Raw genomic sequence first — 19,063 nt, forward strand, 5'->3', positions numbered from 1 at the left:
TCGGTGTTGCATCCGTGCCATCAAGACCGGAGAATTCAGGGAAGGAACCTGGCATCGCGGTCACACCTCGCCGGTTCAGAAATGGAACACTCATGCCCGTCGAGCACAACACCAGGGACTTTGACCCCGAGATCGTCACGGATTTTCGCGAGCGAATGAGCTATGGCGCCTACCTGGACCTGCCCACACTGCTCACGGCACAGAAGCCGGTGAGCGTTCCGGAGCACCACGACGAGCTTCTGTTCATCATTCAGCACCAGACGACCGAGTTGTGGCTCAAGCTCATGCTGCACGAGCTGCGCGCCGCCACGGAGTCGCTGCGCCTGGACGACCTCGCCCCGGCACTCAAACGCATCGCCAGGGTCAAGCACATTCAACGCACCCTCACGGAGCAGTGGTCGGTGCTCGCGACCCTCACTCCCACCGAATACGCCGAATTCCGCGGGTTTCTCGGCAACTCGTCCGGTTTTCAGTCGTACCAATATCGCGCCGTCGAGTTCGCCCTCGGAAACAAGAACAAGCGGATGCTCAGCGTGTTCGAGAGCGATCCCGCCGCCCTCGAACTCCTCACGGAGGTATTCGAGGCCCCGAGCATCTATGACGAGTTTCTGCGCTACCTGGCCCGTAACGGCTTCGACATCTCCCCGGACGTACTCAACCGGGATGTGACCGAGGCCTGGGTGCTTCATCCCGAGCTCGTGACCACGTTCCGCCGGATCTACGAGAACGCGAGCGAACATTGGAGCGCCTACGAGGCCTGCGAAGAACTCGTCGACCTCGAGGACAACTTTCAGTTGTGGCGGTTTCGGCATCTCAAGACCGTGCAGCGCATCATTGGGATGAAGCCAGGCACGGGCGGGTCGAGTGGCGCCGCTTTTCTGCAGAAGGCGCTTGAGCTCACGTTCTTCCCCGAGCTATTCGCCGTGCGCACCGAGATTGGTCGCTGACCGTGACGGTCGCCCCCGGCGCCCGATGACGGTCCTCCCCCCGTTCCTTGACGCCCATGTGCACCTCGCGCTGATCGACCCCGCACCGCTGCTCTCCCATGGCATCGCCCGGGTGCTCGATCTCGGTGGGTACGGGGGCGGAGCCACCGGGCCGTCTGCCCCCGCACCCGAACTCCCCGACACGGCGCTGGCCGGGCAGTTCCTCACCGCACCGGGCGGGTACCCCGCACGAACGGTGTGGGCGCCGGCCGGGAGCGTCTGCGAGGTCACCACCGTGACCGACGCGGCAGCGGCGGTCGACGTGCAGGAGGCGGGCGGGGCATCCGTCATCAAAGTCACCCTGAACTCGGTGGCCGGTGCGGTACTCGCCAGCGAGATTCTTGACGCGATCGTGGCCCGCGCGCACCGGCTCGGACTGCCCGTCGTCGCCCACGCCGAGGGTACCGGGGAGGCGGAGCGTGCCTTTGTGGCCGGTGTGGACATGCTCGCGCACACGCCGTTCAGCGAACGGATTGACGATGAACTCGTGGCCGCCATGGCCGGGCGCATGACGTGGATCAGCACCCTCGACATTCACGGGCACGGACACCGCACCGCCAGCTTCGACCTGGCGAGTGACAATCTGGCTCGCTTTCATGACGCGGGCGGGCGGATGCTCTACGGCACCGATCTGGGCAACGGCCCGCTGCCGGTGGGGCTCAACCGGCAGGAGATCGAGGCGCTCCTTCGCGCCGGCCTGTCACCCGACGACGTGATCGGCGCCCTGACGAACGACGCGGGGCTGCGCTGGCCCACCGGCGCCACCGAGCGGGTTACCGTTATTGCGGGCGAGCGCCCGAGCGACCCGGCCGATTTCGCTGCCTGGTTGTGTACCGCCCGCGCGGTGAATCGCTCGTCGCACCACTCGGAAGCACACGACGCCGACGACCAGAAGGACCCGCATGACCTCGCAGTATGACCCGACATCCGGCATCGATCCACATCTCACGTTCGCGCGCCGCATGGACCGCATCGACGGGCTCGCGCACTACCGACCGCGCTTCATCGGAACGGATGCCCTCCCGGACGACGCCAACCCGCTGGCCTATCTCGATGGCAATTCCCTCGGCCGGCCCACGAAGGCCAGCGCCGAACGCATTGCCGAGTTCATCACGCACGCGTGGGGAGAGCGACTCATTCGCGGCTGGGATGAATCATGGATGGAGCTGCCGCTGCGCATCGGCGACGACCTCGGCCGCTCCGGGATCGGCGCGGCACCCGGCCAGACCTTCGTGGGCGACTCGACGACGGTGCTGCTGTACAAGCTCGCGCGCGCCGCGGTCGATTCCCGCCCCGGGCGCACGGAAATCGTGCTCGACTCCGACAACTTCCCCACCGACCGGTACGTGCTCGAGGGCATCGCCGCCGAGCGCGGGCTGAGCCTGCGCTGGATCGTGTCCTCGACCGAGGGCGGCGTCACGCCCGAGCAGGTCCGCGACGCCGTGGGTCCGCGCACCGCCCTCGTGGTGCTGAGCCACGTGGCCTACCGCTCCGGGTACATCGCCGACATGCGCTCGATCACCACGATCGCGCACGAGCACGATGCCCTCGTTATGTGGGATCTCTCTCATTCCACCGGCTCCATTCCGGTGGAACTCGACCTCTGCGACGTCGACCTCGCCGTGGGTTGCTCGTACAAGTACCTCAACGGCGGCCCGGGGTCTCCCGCCTTCGGCTACGTGCGCGCCGACCTTCAGGACGTACTCGTGCAGCCGATCCAGGGCTGGATGGGCACCAACGACGTCTTTGCGATGGGACCAGAGTACGTGCCGGCCACGGGCATCCGTCGTTTCATGAGCGGCACGCCGGCCATTGTGGCCATGCTCGCCATGCAGGACACGATCGGCATGATCGAGGAGGCCGGCATCGAACAGGTGCGCGCCAAGTCGGTGGCGCTCACCGAATTCACGATCACCCTGGTGGACGAATGGCTCGCCCCCATGGGCGTCACCGTGGCTTCGCCGCGCGAAAGTTCGCACCGCGGCGGTCACGTCACGATCAACCACCCGGCCATGCGGCAGGTCACCACGACCCTCTGGGCACACGACGTCATCCCGGATTTCCGCAGCCCGAGCGGCCTCCGCATCGGCCTGTCGCCACTCAGCACGAGCTTCGTCGAGACCTACGATGGTCTTGCCGCGATTCGCGACGTGCTGCGGGGCGTGCTGCTCGGCCAGAGCGGGCTGACGACGTAGGCGCGTCGGCCTGTAGAATTGTTCCATCCACCCTCGAATCAATGCGGAGTGCGCTGTGCCCACAATTGTTGTAGAAGTTATGCCCAAGGCCGAGCTGCTTGACCCCCAGGGCAAGGCCGTCGCCGGCGCCCTCGGTCGCCTCGGTCAGACCCAGTTTTCCGACGTGCGCGTCGGCAAACGTTTTGAGATCACGATTGACGGCCCAGCGGATGCCGCGGCCCTCGCGGCCGTCGCCGAGCTCGCAGACACCGTGCTCTCCAACTCCGTGATCGAGGATGTCGTCGGCATCCACGTCGTCGAACCGGCCAACTAGTGCGCATCGGCGTCGTCACGTTCCCCGGTTCGCTCGACGATCGTGACGCACAGCGCGCGATTCGCCTCGCCGGCGCGGAGCCCGTTGCCCTGTGGCACGGCGACCACGACCTGCACGGCGTCGACGCGCTCGTTCTTCCCGGTGGCTTCAGCTACGGGGACTACCTGCGCTGCGGCGCCATCGCGAGCCTGTCGCCGATCATGACCGAGGTCATCGAAGCCGCGGGCAAGGGCATGCCGGTTCTCGGCATCTGCAACGGCTTCCAGATGCTCGCCGAGGCGCACCTGCTCGACGGCGGCCTCATTCGCAACGAGGGCGGTCGGTTCATCTGCCGTGACCAGCTGTTGCGCGTTGAGAACACGGCGACCGACTGGACCGGAGGCTTCCAGACCGGCCAGGAGATCACGATTCCGCTCAAGAACGGTGAGGGCGCATTCATCGCGTCGGCCGAGACGCTGGAGCGCCTCGAAGGTGACGGCCAGGTGGCGTTCCGCTACCTCGGCGTCAACCCGAACGGCTCGCTCAACGATATTGCCGGCGTCACGAACGCCCGCGGCAACGTCGTGGGCCTCATGCCGCACCCCGAGCACGCGGTCGAGGCCGGTTTCGGCCCCGACACCACCGATGCCATGCGCAGCGGCGTTGACGGGCTCACCTTCTTCACCTCCGTGATCGAACGGGCGCTCGTCAACGCCTAACCGGCTCAGCGCCCAGCCCGCGCTGAAACCCGGCCCGCTCTCGTCGATGCTTTCGACAGATTGGGCTTTCGACAGATTGGCCGCATTACCGTGCTCCGAACGATGTTCACCGCCAAGATCCACCGCGCCACCGTCACCCATGCCGACGTGAACTATGTCGGCTCGGTGACGATCGACCGTGACCTGCTCACGGCTGCCGACGTGCTACCGGGAGAAAAGGTGGCCATCGTCGACGTGACGAACGGCGCCCGGCTCGAGACCTACGTGATCGAGGGCGAGCCGGGCAGCGGGGTGCTCGGCATCAACGGTGCCGCGGCGCACCTCATCGTTCCCGGTGACGTGGTCATCGTGATCGCTTACGGACTGATGGGCGACGCCGAGGCGCGCGCCCACGAGCCGCGAGTCGTACACGTTGACGCCGACAACCGCGTCGTAATGGTGGGCAGCAGCCCGGCGGTGGCTGTGACCGCGGGCCTCGACGCGCCGCCCTTCGCCCGCGCCTGACCCGCGCAGACGAACACTCGTCACAGCCCCGCGGAACAAGTTCGCCGCCGGGGCGCTCCCTCAGGCGAACCTGCCACCATGAGGTGTCCACCGCACCACGCCTCATTCCAGGAGTGTCATTTTCGTGTCTCCCCGCATACTTTTTCGTTCGGTCGCCATCGCCGAAGCCATCACCTGGGCACTCCTCATCACCGGGATGCTCCTGAAGTACGTGCTCAACGTCGGCGACGCGGGAGTGCGGGTCGGCGGATTCGTGCACGGACTCGTCTTCATCGCATTCGGCATGACGGCGGTGCTCCTGGCCGTGAACCAGCACTGGGGCCCGCGACTCGCCGCGCTCGCGGTCGTCACCGCCATCATTCCCTTCGGCACCATCCCCCTGGACCGCGGGCTCGAAAAGCGCGGCCTCCTCGACGGCGACTGGCGCAGTACCCGCACCGACGACCCGCGGGATCAGACCCGGGTGAGCGCCCTGCTGCGCTGGATGCTCGCGCGTCCCGCGCTGTTTACGACCGTGCTCGTGCTCGGCCTCGTTGCCATCATGACCACGCTGCTCGCGGTGGGGCCTCCCGGCGGCGCGAGCTGAGGCAGCCGCTCCTGGCCCCACATTGATACCCGATTGTCCTTCAGGGAAGGGCGTTGTTGATCGACAGGGTGATCGCCGCCGCACGCCCGTCCTACCGGTCTCCCCCGTTGCCACAGAGCCAGCGTGCGTGCTCCTCGGATTTGCGCAAATATACCCCCGAGGGTAACGTTTTTCCATAGCGCGAACGACGCAGCCGAAGACTCTTCTTTAGGAGATGACCGTGGACATCACGCCGCAACAGCTCGCCGAGCAGCTCAAGCACGACGCAAGCCTCCAGCTTGTGGATGTCCGCGAAAGCGCCGAAATCAGCGAAGGACGAATTCCCGGCGCGGAGCACATTCCTCTGGGCGAACTCAGCGCACGGTCCGGCGAACTCGACCAATCCCGGCCGGTCGTCGTCGTGTGCCGCAGCGGGCGGCGCAGCGCCGTTGGCGCGGACCACCTCGCGGCTACGGGCTTCACCGCGTACACAATGACCGGCGGCATGCTCGACTGGGCGGCCGGCGGTTTGCCCGTCGCCTGACACCCCACAAACGGCCCGGCCGGCGCATGTCTCATGCGTCGCCGGGAATCCACCTGCCCGGATGACACAGTCACCGGGCAATCCCAGGGTTTGTCGGCGGTGCCCCACACCAGTGGGTGCGCCGCTCGTCAGGCCCGAATTGTAACGAAGGACAACATGACCAGTTCACAAAGCACCACTGCGGCTCACTCGACTCCCCAGAGCATCGATGCATCCACCCTCAAGGCCTGGGGCGACAACCATGATGACCTGATGGTGATTGACGTGCGCAGCGGGGCGGAGTTTGATGCGACGCACATCACCGGCTCGTACCACGTGCCGCTGCCCCTGCTCAGCGAGCATGCCGAGCAGTTCGCCGCCAAGATGGGTACTCGCGTGGTCCTGGTCTGCCAGTCCGGCAACCGGGCCGAGCAGGCACGCAAGCACCTGGACTCTGTAGGCCTTGCCAATGCGAGCGTGCTGACCGGTGGGGTTCCCGCCTATGTTGCCGCCGGAGGTCGCGTCGTTAAGGGCAAGAGCACCTGGGCACTCGAGCGCCAGGTGCGCATGACTGCGGGATCCCTGGTGTTTGCCAGCGTGTTGGCCGGAGTGTTCCTCTCCCCCCTGTTCCTCGTGGTGGCCGGCGTGGTCGGTGCCGGACTGACGTTTTCGGCGGCGACGAACAGTTGCGCCATGGGAGCGATGCTCTCCGTAATGCCGTGGAACCGTTCCGCGAATGAGCCCACCGCGCGTCAGGCTTTGGAGAACCTGGGCATTCGGCAGTGATCCTGACCGCGGCTGCGTTCGGGCTCATCGTTGGCGGACTACTGGGCCTGGTCGGTGGCGGGGGATCCATCCTCGCCGTCCCCGCATTGGTCTATGGGGTAGGACTGCCACTTGCCGTGGCGATCCCGACGTCGCTGGTGGTTGTCGGTGCGTCGTCCGCCGTCGCGGTGCTCCCCCGGCTGCGCGGAGGAGTGAACTGGCGCCTGGCACTGATCGTTGGCGCCTCAGGAACGGTGACCGCCTTCCTGGGGGCCGCGGTGAACCGCCTTCTGGACCCCCGGGTGCTGCTCCTGGCCTTCGCCGCGATCATGGTCTTCGCGGGCGTCAGGATGCTGTTGCCGTCCACGTCGACCGGCGGGGCCTGTGCGCTGCCGGGGGGCGGCGTGAATTGGCGGACCTGCCTGCCCAAGGCGATCGCTACCGGCGCCGTTGTGGGGTTCCTCACCGGACTTCTCGGCGTGGGCGGCGGGTTCCTCCTGGTCCCCGCACTCACCCTCGTCCTGGGCCTGCCCATGGCCGTGACGGTGGGGACCTCCCTGGTCATCATTGTCATCAACTCAGTCGCGGGGTTCACGGCCCATCTGGGAGACCTACAGATCGATTGGGCCGTGACGGCAGCCTTCGCCGGTACGGCCATGATTGCGTCGCTCGCCGCAGGCCGGCTCGGACGGAAGATCCCGGACCAGATCCTCAAACGCGGCTTCGCAATCCTGGTCCTGGTCATAGCCGTCTATGTGGCCCTGCAGGCGCTACTGCCCTGAGGGCGTTAGGGCACAAAGAAGGCGACGGAGGAATGATTCCTCCGTCGCCTTCTTTGATCCCGGGCTACTTGTCGGCGGAGACCGTCTCCCGCGACTGCTGCCAGGCGGCCCAGCCGAGGTAGCTTCCGTCGAGTTCGACGACGTCGTAGCCGGCGCGGCGCAGGGCGCTGGCGGCGACGGAGTTACGGACTCCGCTCTGGCAGTAGCTGACGATCGTGCCGTTGGCGGGGAGCTGGTCCAGGTGCCACATGACTCGACCGCCACTGAGCTGCTGGGAGCCGGGGATGTGTCCGGCGGAGTGCTCGGTGCGGTTGCGGACATCCAGAACCAGGGCGGCGTCGATGGTGTCGAGATCGCTCGGCTGAATCAGCTTGGGGATGCTGGTGGGCAGTCCGTCAAAGCTGGTAACGAAACCGGCGATCTTGTCGATGCCGACGCGCACGAGGTGGTCCCACATTTCCTGCGCGGCTGCCTGATTCGGAGCGAGCAGCACGAGCGGGTTCGTGTCGGTTTCCGGGTTCACGACCCAGGCGCCAAAGCTCGCCGTGGACTTTCCGGCGGGGATGTTCACGGAGCGGGTGACGGTGCCCTCGTGGACCTGTGCGTTGTTGCGGGTGTCGACGAAGGTCACCGTGTCTGCGTCCAGATCCCGCGCAACGTCGGCGAGGTCCAGCTCGACGAGCGGGGCGCGCTCGCCCATGACGGCCGGGCCATCACGGTTTTCTCTCTTCATCCGGCCGAAGTAGGCGTGCGCGTCCGGCTGGCCGTCGAGGAGCTCGTTGATGAAGCCCTCCTCGTCGTCGGCGGCGAGGTACGGGCCCCACCATGAGTAGAGCCGTTCGTAGCCAACCGTGCTGGACGGGAGCGCGCCGAGGGCTTTGCCGCAGGCGCTGCCCGCTCCGTGACCGGGGTGCACCTGCACATGGTCCGGCAGCGTCAGAAACTTGTCGCGCAGGCTGGAGAAGAGCTGCCTGGCACCCACGAAGCGAGTATCGATGCCGCCGGCTGCCTCGTCGAGCAGGTCAGGCCGACCCAGGTCCCCGGAAAAGACGAAGTCGCCGGAGAGCAGGTAGCCGGGAGTATTGGCGAAGGCGCCGTCGGTGATGAGGAAGGAGAGATGCTCGGGGGTGTGGCCCGGCGTGTGGAGAGCCTTGACCGTGATGTTGCCGAGGGTGACCACATCGCCGTTGTTCAGGCGCTCGGCATCAAAGCCGTACTGCCAGTCGGTTCCACCCTCCCCGGAGACGTAGAGGGTGGCGCCGGTCGCGCCGGCCAGCTCACGGGTTCCGGAGAGGAAATCTGCGTGAATGTGGGTTTCGGCGACGGCCACGATCTTCATGCCGTTGGCGGCGGCCAGCGATTCGTAGACAGCGATGTCACGGCGGGGATCGACGACGATCGCCTCGCCCTTGCTCTGACAGCCGATGAAGTAGCTGGCCTGGGCGAGGTCCTGGTCGTAAATGCGCTCGAGTAGCATGGATCTCCTTCGTAATTCGGTGGTGGAAGCATTCGGGAGGGGAACCCCCCGCTCTTTTACCTACAACCCACAATACCCCCCTAGGTATACGAAGACGAATCGCTCCGCTAACGAACAGCCGTCGACCCGCCCAGTCGAGTGCCGCGAACCTCATGGCTCAGTGCACCTGGTTGGGGGCCTCGGCGAGACCAAGCAAGCCACCGAGGCCGGCGATTCTCACCGGTCGCGGGCAGGCCGAGCAGCACCTGGACGTTGACGGTGAACTCACCCTGGTCCTCGCCCTGAACGGGCCTCTCCCGGCCCGCCGGCGGCGACATGCCTACCCGGCGGGCCGGGTACTCCCTAGGGGAGCACGTGGCCCGCTGACGTGAACAGGCGGTACCACTCAGGTCGGGTGAGCGGCACGTCGGCGCCGGCCGCGGCATCCGTCATGTGGGAGATATTCGTGGTGCCGAGCACGACCTGGATGTTCGCGGGGTGCCGGGTGATCCACGCGACGGCGATGGCCGCGGGAGTCACCTCGTACTTCACGGCGAGTTCGTCGATGACGTCGTTGAGGGCCGAGTACGTCTCGCGATCGCCGAGGAAGATTCCGTCGAAGAACCCCCTCTGGAACGGCGACCACGCCTGCAGGGTGATGCCGTTGAGGCGGGCATGGTCAATAATGCCGTTGCCACGGTCCACGGACTGCTCGAGGCCGGCCATGTTCGCCGACATGCCCGCAGTGATCATCGGCGCGTGCGTGAGGCTGAGCTGCACCTGGTTCACAATGAGGGGCTGGCGCACCGAGCTCTTGAGCAGCTCGATCTGGCCCGGCGTGTGGTTGGAGACTCCGAAGTTGCGCACCTTTCCGGCGCTCTGCAGTTCGTCGAAGGCCGCAGCCACCTCGTCGGGCTCCACGAGAGTGTCGGGGCGGTGCAGCAGCAACAGGTCAAGATAATCGGTCTGTAGGGCCGCCAGGGACTCGTCGACGGAGCGCAGAATGTGCTCGGTGGAGAAATCCCAGAATCCGGAGCGGATGCCGACCTTCGACTGGATCGTGACGGCCGCACGCTCCGCGGCGGAGAAGGTCACAGCGTCGCCGAAGCGCTTCTCGCATTCGTGCGGCTCTGCGCCGTAGATGTCGGCGTGGTCGAAGAAGTTGATGCCGGCGTCCCGGGCGCCGCCCACGAGCGAGCGAATGTCGGCATCGGTCATCGAGGAGATCCTCATCAAGCCCAGGAGGATGCTGGACGTTTCGAGGTTGGTGTTCGGCAGGGTCTGCGATTTCATGGTTCTACTGTGACGCAGTTCCCCCGAACGCCCAAAGACCCGAGCGCTGGCGTGTGGCTCCCGGCAGACACGGTTCAGGGCCGGGTGCCGGATCATCGGATCGACACGTTGTTTCCTCTGGGCCCGGGAGAGGCGGCCCGAGAACAGGCGGCGCGGGGCAACCAACCAGGGATACCGCCCGCATCTCGACCGCCCCGAACTCAATTCCTGAAACACCACGGGCAAACCCTCAGCCGGCGGACTCAGCTGCACGGTAGCCTGTGCCATACCGATTCCGGGCCCAGCGTCGGATATTCGGCCTGAATCACCTGATCAAAGGAGATTATTCGTGTTCACGAGCCCCTACGCCCCCGTTGTCATCCCCGATGAGAGCATCTATGACTACCTGTTCAGCGACCTCACCGAGGCCGAACTCGACCAGATCGCCATCGTCGATGGGGCCACCGGCGCGCCAACGAGCTATCGAACCCTGGTCAGCCAGATCAATCGCGTGGCGGCGGCTCTCGCCGAGCGCGGCGTCGCCGCCGGCACGGTCGTGGGGCTGCTCTGTCCAAACATTCCGGCGTTCGCGAGCGTCTTTCACGGCATCCTGCGCTCGGGCGCCACGGTCACCACCGTCAATTCGCTGTACACCCCCGGCGAGATCCAGCGGCAGCTCGAGGACTCGGGAGCGACCTGGCTCATGACGGTCAGCCCCCTGCTTGCGGGCGCGCGCGCGGCGGCCCATGCCGCCGGCATTGCCGATGACCGCGTCGTCGTGCTCGATGGTGCGCCGGGGCATCCCTCACTCGCCGACCTCCTGGCAACGGATGCCGCGGTGCCCGATGTGTCCATCGACTCCGCCACGCATGTGGCCGTGTTGCCCTTCTCGTCGGGAACCACCGGCCGGGCCAAGGGCGTCATGCTCAGCCACCGCAACCTGGTCGCCAACGTGCAGCAGGCCCGCGGCCTGGTCGGGGTCGTGCCGGAAGACCGCGTGCTGGCGCTGCTGCCGTTCTTCCACATCTACGGCATGACGGTGCTGCTCAACCTCGCGTTCAAGCAGCGGGCGGCCCTGGTGACCATGGCCAAATTCGACCTGACCGAGTTCCTGCGCATCATCCAGGATGAACGGTGCAGCTACGTGTTCATCGCCCCGCCGATTGCGGTGGCCCTGGCGAAGCATCCGCTCGTTGATAGCTACGACCTGTCGAGCGTGCACACGATCCTTTCCGGCGCGGCCCCGCTCAGCGGCGCGCTGGCTGAGGCGGTGGCGACCCGGCTGGGCTGCCGGATACTGCAGGGCTACGGCATGACCGAGGCGAGCCCGGTCAGTCATCTGATACCGATCGACGCACCCGAAATTTCCCGGGACTCGGTCGGCGTCACCATTCCCAACATGGACTGCATGCTCGTGTCGCTGGAGACGGGCGAGGAGATCCCGCTGCCGAGCGAGGGCGTGAGCGGCCCGGGCGAGCTTCTCGTGCGCGGCCCGAACGTGATGCTCGGCTACCTCGGCAATGACCAGGCGACCCACGAAACGATCGATGCCGACGGTTTTCTGCACACCGGCGATGTCGCGACGGTGAACGCGCAGGGTGTGGTGCGGATCGTGGACCGCAGCAAGGAGCTGATCAAGTACAAGGGGTATCAGATCGCACCGGCCGAGCTCGAGGCCCTGCTGCTGAGCCATGTGCACGTCGCGGATGTCGCGGTGATCGGGGTGCAGGACGCCGATGGGCAGGAGATTCCGAAGGCCTTCATCGTGGCCGTTTCGGTGGATGCCGTCGCGGCCGAGGTGCTCATGGAGTGGGTCGCCGAACGCGTCGCCCCGCACAAGAAGGTTCGGGTCGTGGAGTTCATCGACGTGATTCCGAAGTCCGCCTCCGGCAAAATCCTGCGCAAGGACCTGCGAGCACGGGAAGTCGCGGGAGCCTAGCGGGGCGACGGATAGACTGAGGAGGTCAAGCATCCGCTATATCTGGGAGAACGCCACGTGACCGCTGTTTCCAACACCCACTCCGGCGGCGTCGCAGACACCGTCGCGAACGCTGCAGCAACGCCCGAGAAGGAGCAGCCGTACGGCGCGCTCGGACTCAAGGCCGACGAGTACGCGAAGATCCGCGAAATTCTGGGCCGCCGCCCCACCTCGGGCGAGCTCGCCATGTACTCGGTGATGTGGAGCGAACACTGTTCCTACAAGAGCTCCAAGATGTACCTGCGTCAGTTCGGCGACAAGGTGTCCCCCGAAATGACCAAGAACCTCATGGTGGGCATGGGCGAAAACGCCGGCGTGCTCGATGTGGGCGAGGGGTGGGCCGTCACGTTCAAGATCGAATCGCACAACCATCCCTCCTACATTGAGCCGTTCCAGGGCGCCGCAACCGGTGTTGGCGGAATCGTGCGCGACATCATCTCGATGGGCGCCCGCCCGGTGGCCGTGATGGACGCCCTGCGCTTCGGCTCCATTGCCGACCCCGACACGGCGCGCGTTGTGCACGGCGTCGTCTCCGGCATCTCGTTCTACGGCAACTGCCTCGGCCTGCCCAACATCGGCGGCGAGACCTACTTCGACGCCGTGTACCAGGGCAACCCGCTAGTCAACGCGCTCTCCGTCGGCGTGCTGCGCCACGAAGACCTGCACCTGGCCAATGCGCGCGGCGCCGGCAACAAGGTGGTTCTCTTCGGGGCCCGCACCGGCGGCGACGGCATTGGCGGGGCATCCATTCTCGCCTCCGACACGTTTTCTGCAGGCGGACCGACCAAGCGCCCCGCCGTGCAGGTGGGCGACCCGTTCGCCGAGAAGGTGCTCATTGAGTGCTGCCTCGAGCTGTTCCAGGACAAGCTCGTCGAGGGCATTCAGGACCTCGGGGCCGCCGGAATTAGTTGCGCCACGAGCGAGCTCGCCTCCAACGGAGACGGTGGCATGTTCATCGAACTCGACAAGGTGCTGCTGCGCGACCCCACGCTCACTGCCGAAGAGATCCTCATGTCGGAGAGCCAGGAACGCATGATGGCCATCGTGACGCCAGAGAAGCTTGAGGGCTTCCTCGCCGTCACGAAGAAGTGGGACGTTGAGACCAGCGTGCTCGGCGAGGTGACCGACACCGGCCGCCTCATCATCAACTGGCACGGCGAGGAGATCGTCAACGTTCTTCCCCGAACCGTGGCCGTCGATGGCCCCGTCTACGAGCGCCCCCTCACCTACCCCACCTGGATCGACGCGCTGCAGGCCGATTCCGCGAGCGCGCTGCCCCGCGCCCTCGACGCCGAGACCCTGCGCACGCAGTTCCTCGACCTGCTGGGCTCGCCCAACCTCGCCGACCCGAGCTGGATCACCGACCAGTATGACCATTACGTGGGCGGCAACACGGCCCTCGCCTTCCCCGACGACGGCGGCATGATTCGCGTCGACGAGGAGAGCGGCCTCGGCTTCGCCATCGCCACCGATGCGAACGGTCGTTACTGCCAGCTCGACCCCTACCGTGGCGCGCAGCTCGCCCTCGCTGAGGCCTACCGCAACGTGGCCGCGACCGGTGCTGTGCCGGCAGGCGTGAGCGACTGCCTCAACTTCGGTTCCCCCGAGAACCCGGAGGTCATGTGGCAGTTCCGTGAAGCCGTTACGGCTTTGGCCGACGGATGCCTTGAGCTCGGCATCCCTGTCACCGGCGGTAACGTGTCGTTCTACAACCAGACCGGCGATCAGCCAATTCACCCCACCCCGGTCGTCGCCGTGCTCGGCGTGATCGATGACGTGGGACGCCGTACCCCGAGCGGCTGGCAGGACGACGGACACAACATCTACCTGCTCGGCACCACTGCCGAGGAACTCGACGGCTCGGCGTGGTCGGGCGTGGTGCACAACCACCTCGGCGGCCGCCCGCCGGCCGTTGACCTGAAGCGCGAAGTGGCCCTTGCCGGACTGCTGCACGCCGCATCAAAGGAAGCCCTCATCGACAGCGCGCACGACCTGAGCGAGGGCGGGCTGGCCCAGGCCCTCGCCGAGGCCGTGATGCGTTTCGGCGTTGGCGCTCGCGTGTGGCTGGGCGATATTTGCGAGCGCGACGGCGTCGACGCATCCGTTGCCCTGTTCTCGGAGTCGGCCGGTCGCGTGATCGTGTCGGTTCCGCGCGAAGACGACGTGAAGTTCCTCGGCCTGTGTAAGGGTCGCGAGTACCCGGTGTTGCGCATCGGCGTCACGGATGCCGAACTGGGCGCGCTGGAGATTCAGGATCACTTCTCGGTGTCTAGCGACGACCTGCAGGCGCGCCACAGCTCCACGCTGCCCGCCGCGTTCGCCTAACCGGCGCCGCCCTGCAGCCGTCCGGCTGTGGGGCGCGCTACACTGCGAACTCGACCCAGAGCGGGTAGTGGTCGGAGATGCGCCAGGAGAGCTTGCCCCGGTCCAACCCCGGGTACACGTGCACCGGAAAGTCGAACGACCCGCCCCGCCCGGTATACGTGAGGCCACGGAGCAGGGACTGCACCGGGTTGGTGTTCGTCGTGAACCAGGCAATCTGGTCATAGAAATGCGCGGACTTGTCATCGTCGAAGATGGTGCGCGGCAGGTCGTTGAGCTCGGGCGGCGGGAACAGCCCGGTCTCGATGAACGCGTCGTAGAGCGGGTTGCCGTGCCGGTCGATGTTGAAGTCACCGAGCACGAGCAGATTGGTGTTCCAATCGTTCTTGCGGTCGGCCCAGGCACGCATCCACCGGGCAAACGCCTGGATCTCCGGGATTCGATCGCTCACACTCCCCCAGAGGATGTGCACGGTCGTGAGGATGAACTCCACCCCGCCCCGGGTGAAACTCGCCGCATAGGGCGAGCGTGCAAATTGCACGGTCGCCCTGACTCGCACCGCGGCGGGCAACACCACCTCGCCGACCAGACCGGAGGGCTGCACCCGAGTGGTGTCGTACAGAAACGTGAGTCGTTCCCCGTTGCCCGCGTCCCCCTCGGTGACGTCGGAGGTGAGCACGCGCCAGTTCGCGCCGAGCCGGTCCATCAGAAAGCGGAGCGCTGCCACGTTGCGGCGAACCTCCTGCACGGCCACAACGTCGAAACGCGTCACGATCTCCGCGATGCTGGCCACGGCGCGCCAGTCCCGCTGCGGTGTGGTCGTTGCAGATGCGGACCAGGTGGGCGCGACGCCCGAAAAGGCCCGTAGATTCCAACTGCCGATGAGCAGGTTGCCTGGCCGTTTTGCCGGAACGACAGCGTCGACGGCGGCACCCAGGCGCGTGAGTTCCGTGGCCACATCTGCCGGCGTTTCGACCACCATACAGACCATAAAAGCACAGTTGGGCCGACCGGTCCAGTCCCTGCAGGCGGCTTAGAGCACGGGTTCCTCGATGAGCGTCTCGGCCCGTTCCCACAGTTTTGCAGCCACGCCACGATCACGCGACGTGCGGGTGGCCGCCTGAAGCGTGGGTGCACCGCGGGTGAGGAAACGCGGGCCGAAGTAGTCGCCGCCGTGGGCATCCGGGTCGATCGCCGCCCGCACGATGGGCCACGCGCCGTGTTGTTTACCCTGCGCGCCCACCAGCCGTTGCAGCCCGTCGATGACGCGTTTGACGGGTGTGATCTCGTTGATTCCCGGCACGGTGGGGGTCAGGCCGGAGATGGAATAACCGGGATGCGCCACGAGCGACTGCACGGCGCCGGCACCCGCCGCGCGCAACCGACGGTCAAGCTCGAAACCGAACACCTGCATGGCAATCTTCGACTGGGCGTAGGCCTTCCAACCGTTGTACGTGGTGGCGAGCTGCAGGTCCTCAAGGGAGGAATCCATCAGCCGAGAGATCATCGACCCCAGCGACACGACTCTGCTGCCCGGCGTTCGTCGCAGGGCGGGCAGGGCGCCGGCGGTGAGCGCGAAGTGACCGAGAAAGTTGGTGGCGAGAATGAGCTCGTGGCCGTCGAGGCTCACCAGCCGGTCGGCCGAGGGGTGCACGATGCCGGCGTTGAGGATGAGCCCGTCCACGCGCGGAAGGGCACGCAGCCTCTCCGCGGCGGTACGCACGGACTCCAGGTCGGCCACGTCGAGCACCATCGTCGAAACGGATGCCCCGGGCACGCGCGAGCGAATGGCCGTCATCGCCGTCTGCGCTCGCGCTTCATTGCGGCAGGCGAGCACCACGTGGGCGCCCGTGCTCGCGAGCTGCTCGCTCGTGAAGTAGCCGAGGCCCGCGTTGGCGCCGGTGACCACGAATGTCTTGCCCACCTGGGTGGGCAGCACGCGCGGGTTCCAGCTCATGGGGTGGCGGGAGCGGCGGAGCCGCCGGCGAGCCGCACATGGTGGTGGATGACCTCGGCGATCACGAAGTTGAGGAACTTCTCCGCGAAGGCGGGGTCGAGGTGTGCCTCGACGGCCAGGTTACGCAGCCGGTCGATCTGTTCCAGTTCGCGCCCGGGGTCGGCGGGCGGCAGCCCGTGAACGGCCTTGAGCCGACCCACCTGCTGGGTGAATTTGAAGCGCTCCGCGAGCAGATGAATAAGCGCGGCGTCGATGTTGTCGATGCTCTCGCGAATGCTGTGCAACTGGTCAATCGCGTCTTGTCCCGCGTCAGCGGGTATTTCCTCGTTAACGGCCATGCTTTGACGATAATGCATAGGTGTTGATCGGCTTTGCCCCGGCGCCTGCGGCGAACGGTCACGGCAAGGGGGCGAGCACCGCCGGATCCGGGCGGCGCACGGGCAGACCGAGGCGCAGCCGCTTCTGGGTCAGCAGGATGCCGAAGAGCACGAGCACGGCTCCGGCCGGTTGGTGCCAGGAGAACGTTTCGGAAAGCACGACCACGCCGAGCAGCACGCCCACCACCGGCGTGACGTAGGTGACCATGGAGGTGGTCGTGGGGCCCCAGGCGCGCAGCACGTTAATGTGCCAGATGTAGGCGAGGCCGGTGCCGAGCGCCCCGAGGGTGAGCAGACTCAGCACGATCGGCCAGCTGAGCTGCACGGGGTGCCAGGCGAGCACCGGCGTCAGCAGCAGCATGAGCGCGCCCGCCAGACCAATGTTCAAGAAGGCGAACGTGCTGCCGACGATGGGGCGCCCGCTGAGAAACCTGCGGGTATAGCCGAACGTGAAGCCGTAACACACGGCCGCGCCGAGGCACGCAAGCTGGCCCCACAGATCGCCCGTGAGTGCGTCGTATTGCCATGGTCCGATGATCACGACCACGCCGAGAATTCCAATGATCACGCCAACCACCTGCCCGCGAACGAGGCTTTCCACCCGGAAGGCGAAGGAGGCCATGAGCGCCGTCATGATCGGCGTCACCGCGTTGTAGATGCTCGCGAGGCTCGACGAGACGTACTGCTCGGCCCACGCGAACAGCAGGTGCGGCACGAGGCATCCGGTGATGGCGATCACCAGAAAGTGCAGCCACACCACCGGCTCACGCGGCAGCACCGGGCCGCCGTTCACCCGCGGGCGCCGGATGAGCAGTATCACGCCCAGGGTCAGGCCGCCGAGGACGAGCCGCGACCAGGCCACCTGCCCGAAGGAGACGCCGTCGAGGGCTACCTTCATGAATAGGAAACTGGCCCCCCAAACGACACCCATGCCCAGGAATTGCAGGCCGACGATGGTCTTGCTGGAGGAGGTGTGGCTCACGTCACGAGACTATCGTGCGCCTCGAACACCGGGGTTAGCATCGATGGATGCCCGACTTCGTTCAGCTGTCCGCCACCGTGACCCTCCGAACGCTCAGGGAGGGAGATGCCGCTGCGCTGCTGCACGCCTACGTTCGCAATCGCGAGCACCTCGCGCCGTGGGAGCCGGCCCGGCTCGAATCCTTCTTCACCGTGGAAGCCCAGACGACAATGCTGGCCTTTCAGCTTGAGGAACTCGCCACCGGGGTCGGCCTTCCCCTGGCGCTCTGGGAGTGCGATCGTGTCGTGGGCCGCGTCACTCTGTCGCGAATTGTGCGCGGTCCGTTGCAGAGCGCCAGCGTCGGGTATTTCATCGATGGGGAACACACCGGCAGTGGCCTCGCATCCGCCGCCCTGGCGCATACTCTCGAACAGGCGCAGGGCACTCTCGGCCTGCACCGCATCGAAGCCAGCACCCTGCTGCACAACGCGGGCTCTCAGCGCGTGTTGCGCCGCGTCGGGTTCACGCAGATCGGGATGGCCCCCGAATACCTCAAGATCGCCGGCGAGTGGCGCGACCACCTGCTCTTCCAAAGAATCCTGGGCGAGCGGATGCCTGTACCGCGATAGGCGCCGAGCGTTCGTTGCGCCCGGCGCGAGGAACGGCTGCCCGGATCGGCTCTAACGCGCGGGGTCGTCGCGCCGGACGCTTCGGTAGGTGATCGAGCGCGAGGGATAGGCGCCCACTCGGGCCTGGAGCCTCGCACGCACGTCGGGCCACTCGTTGACCAGGATCGAGTACATGGCAGTGTCCCGCCAGCTGCCATCCGCGCGCACTCGGTTGCGGCGGAGCACACCCTCGAAGGTGGCGCCAATGCCCTCGATGGCTTCTCGTGAGCGCGTATTGATTGAGTCGGCCTGGATTGTGATGCGCCCGAAGTCGTTGCGGAAGGCTTCGGTGAGCAGAAGAAGCTTGCACTCGGTGTTCACGGCGGTTCCCCAGACCCGTGGGTCATACGCGGTCCAGCCGAGCTGGGCGCTCTCGTTGACGAGGTCAAGGTCGCCGAGCGTCGTGGTGCCCACGAGGTCGCCGTCGTTGATTCCGCCGAGTAATCGCACCACGTAGGGCAGGCTCTCCCACTGAAAGTAGTCCCGCGCCCAGGTGATGAAAGCATCGGCATTCGTGCGGAGGGCGGCAAGGCCGCCGCCGTAGCCGGACTCGAACACGGCGCGGTGCGCAATGGCGCGGTGGAGTTCGGGGAGCGCGGCGCTGCTGAGCGGTTGCAGCTGAACGAAGCAACCCCGGAGGGTGGTAAAAGGCGGGCGTACAGCGGTCACGACACCAGTGTGCCAGCTGCCGGGGCAAAGCGATGGCCCCCATCCCGACTCCGAAGAGGGATGTGGGCCCGT

Annotated in this window: 20 protein-coding genes; 13 read left to right on the forward strand and 7 right to left on the reverse strand. The window is 66.5% G+C overall.

What is annotated here, in order from left to right; genetic code table 11:
* Positions 1-92: 92 nt before the first annotated feature.
* From kynA to EDD25_RS08550, 10 genes are all read left to right on the forward strand, one after another.
* Positions 93-947, forward strand: coding sequence for a tryptophan 2,3-dioxygenase (gene kynA / locus EDD25_RS08505; RefSeq protein ID WP_134172887.1), 855 nt, complete (start codon positions 93-95; stop codon positions 945-947).
* A gap of 25 nt (positions 948-972) precedes the next feature.
* Entirely contained in the window at positions 973-1,905 is a 933-nt protein-coding gene (locus EDD25_RS08510) for an amidohydrolase family protein (protein WP_134172888.1), read from the forward strand.
* Positions 1,889-3,181 carry a kynureninase gene (locus tag EDD25_RS08515; protein WP_134172889.1) on the forward strand — a complete coding sequence of 431 codons (1,293 nt, stop codon included), beginning with the start codon at positions 1,889-1,891 and terminating at the stop codon, positions 3,179-3,181. The genes EDD25_RS08510 and EDD25_RS08515 overlap by 17 nt, the downstream gene beginning before the upstream one ends.
* 55 nt (positions 3,182-3,236) lie before the next feature.
* On the forward strand, positions 3,237-3,494 hold the full coding sequence (gene purS / locus EDD25_RS08520; RefSeq protein ID WP_134172890.1) for a phosphoribosylformylglycinamidine synthase subunit PurS: 258 nt from the start codon (positions 3,237-3,239) through the stop codon (positions 3,492-3,494).
* Positions 3,494-4,192 (forward strand): phosphoribosylformylglycinamidine synthase subunit PurQ, encoded by a 699-nt coding sequence (gene purQ, locus EDD25_RS08525; protein ID WP_134172891.1) that lies wholly within the window; start codon positions 3,494-3,496, stop codon positions 4,190-4,192. Before purS ends, purQ begins: the two co-directional genes overlap by 1 nt.
* A 90-nt stretch (positions 4,193-4,282) precedes the next feature.
* Positions 4,283-4,696 carry an aspartate 1-decarboxylase gene (gene panD, locus EDD25_RS08530; RefSeq protein ID WP_134172892.1) on the forward strand — a complete coding sequence of 138 codons (414 nt, stop codon included), beginning with the start codon at positions 4,283-4,285 and terminating at the stop codon, positions 4,694-4,696.
* A 124-nt stretch (positions 4,697-4,820) separates the two neighbouring features.
* Positions 4,821-5,282, forward strand: a complete 462-nt coding sequence (locus EDD25_RS08535; RefSeq protein ID WP_134172893.1) for a DUF3817 domain-containing protein — start codon at positions 4,821-4,823, stop codon at positions 5,280-5,282.
* Positions 5,283-5,496: 214 nt separating this feature from the next.
* On the forward strand, positions 5,497-5,805 hold the full coding sequence (locus EDD25_RS08540) for a rhodanese-like domain-containing protein (RefSeq protein WP_134172894.1): 309 nt from the start codon (positions 5,497-5,499) through the stop codon (positions 5,803-5,805).
* A gap of 156 nt (positions 5,806-5,961) precedes the next feature.
* Entirely contained in the window at positions 5,962-6,570 is a 609-nt protein-coding gene (locus EDD25_RS08545) for a rhodanese-like domain-containing protein (protein ID WP_134172895.1), read from the forward strand.
* On the forward strand, positions 6,567-7,331 hold the full coding sequence (locus tag EDD25_RS08550; RefSeq protein ID WP_134172896.1) for a sulfite exporter TauE/SafE family protein: 765 nt from the start codon (positions 6,567-6,569) through the stop codon (positions 7,329-7,331). The genes EDD25_RS08545 and EDD25_RS08550 overlap by 4 nt, the downstream gene beginning before the upstream one ends.
* Before the next feature lie 64 nt (positions 7,332-7,395).
* Here the strand turns inward: EDD25_RS08550 and EDD25_RS08555 are convergent, their stop codons facing one another.
* The gene (locus tag EDD25_RS08555) at positions 7,396-8,808 is read right to left on the reverse strand and encodes an MBL fold metallo-hydrolase (RefSeq protein WP_134172897.1); all 1,413 of its coding nucleotides are present in this window, start codon (positions 8,806-8,808) and stop codon (positions 7,396-7,398) included.
* 342 nt (positions 8,809-9,150) lie between these two features.
* Complete coding sequence (locus EDD25_RS08560; protein WP_134172898.1) at positions 9,151-10,080, reverse strand: aldo/keto reductase; 930 nt, start codon at positions 10,078-10,080, stop codon at positions 9,151-9,153.
* Between the two features lie 328 nt (positions 10,081-10,408).
* Here EDD25_RS08560 and EDD25_RS08565 point away from each other — a divergent pair, with 328 nt between their 5' ends.
* Both EDD25_RS08565 and purL read left to right on the forward strand, forming a co-directional pair.
* Entirely contained in the window at positions 10,409-11,998 is a 1,590-nt protein-coding gene (locus EDD25_RS08565) for an AMP-binding protein (protein WP_134172899.1), read from the forward strand.
* Positions 11,999-12,055: 57 nt separating this feature from the next.
* Positions 12,056-14,362, forward strand: coding sequence for a phosphoribosylformylglycinamidine synthase subunit PurL (gene purL / locus EDD25_RS08570; protein ID WP_134172900.1), 2,307 nt, complete (start codon positions 12,056-12,058; stop codon positions 14,360-14,362).
* A gap of 37 nt (positions 14,363-14,399) precedes the next feature.
* On the opposite strand, the gene EDD25_RS08575 is transcribed toward purL, so the two are convergent.
* The 4 genes from EDD25_RS08575 to EDD25_RS08590 are packed head-to-tail and all read right to left on the reverse strand — an operon-like array spanning position 14,400 to position 17,675.
* Positions 14,400-15,341 carry an endonuclease/exonuclease/phosphatase family protein gene (locus EDD25_RS08575; protein WP_134172901.1) on the reverse strand — a complete coding sequence of 314 codons (942 nt, stop codon included), beginning with the start codon at positions 15,339-15,341 and terminating at the stop codon, positions 14,400-14,402.
* Positions 15,342-15,392: 51 nt separating this feature from the next.
* On the reverse strand, positions 15,393-16,316 hold the full coding sequence (locus tag EDD25_RS08580) for an SDR family NAD(P)-dependent oxidoreductase (RefSeq protein ID WP_134172902.1): 924 nt from the start codon (positions 16,314-16,316) through the stop codon (positions 15,393-15,395).
* On the reverse strand, positions 16,313-16,654 hold the full coding sequence (locus tag EDD25_RS08585; RefSeq protein ID WP_134172903.1) for a chorismate mutase: 342 nt from the start codon (positions 16,652-16,654) through the stop codon (positions 16,313-16,315). The genes EDD25_RS08580 and EDD25_RS08585 overlap by 4 nt, the downstream gene beginning before the upstream one ends.
* Positions 16,655-16,712: 58 nt before the next feature.
* On the reverse strand, positions 16,713-17,675 hold the full coding sequence (locus tag EDD25_RS08590; RefSeq protein WP_241986578.1) for a DMT family transporter: 963 nt from the start codon (positions 17,673-17,675) through the stop codon (positions 16,713-16,715).
* Between the two features lie 47 nt (positions 17,676-17,722).
* On the opposite strand from EDD25_RS08590, the gene EDD25_RS08595 reads away from it, so the two are divergent.
* A complete protein-coding gene (locus EDD25_RS08595; RefSeq protein ID WP_134172904.1) occupies positions 17,723-18,283 on the forward strand; it encodes a GNAT family N-acetyltransferase in 561 nt (186 codons plus the stop codon).
* 51 nt (positions 18,284-18,334) lie between these two features.
* On the opposite strand, the gene EDD25_RS08600 is transcribed toward EDD25_RS08595, so the two are convergent.
* Positions 18,335-18,991: a GNAT family N-acetyltransferase gene (locus EDD25_RS08600; protein ID WP_134172905.1), complete on the reverse strand. Its 657-nt coding sequence runs from the start codon at positions 18,989-18,991 to the stop codon at positions 18,335-18,337.
* Positions 18,992-19,063 lie beyond the last annotated feature (72 nt).

This window comes from Cryobacterium psychrophilum, from assembly GCF_004365915.1.
GTDB classification, from domain to species: Bacteria; Actinomycetota; Actinomycetes; order Actinomycetales; family Microbacteriaceae; genus Cryobacterium; species Cryobacterium psychrophilum.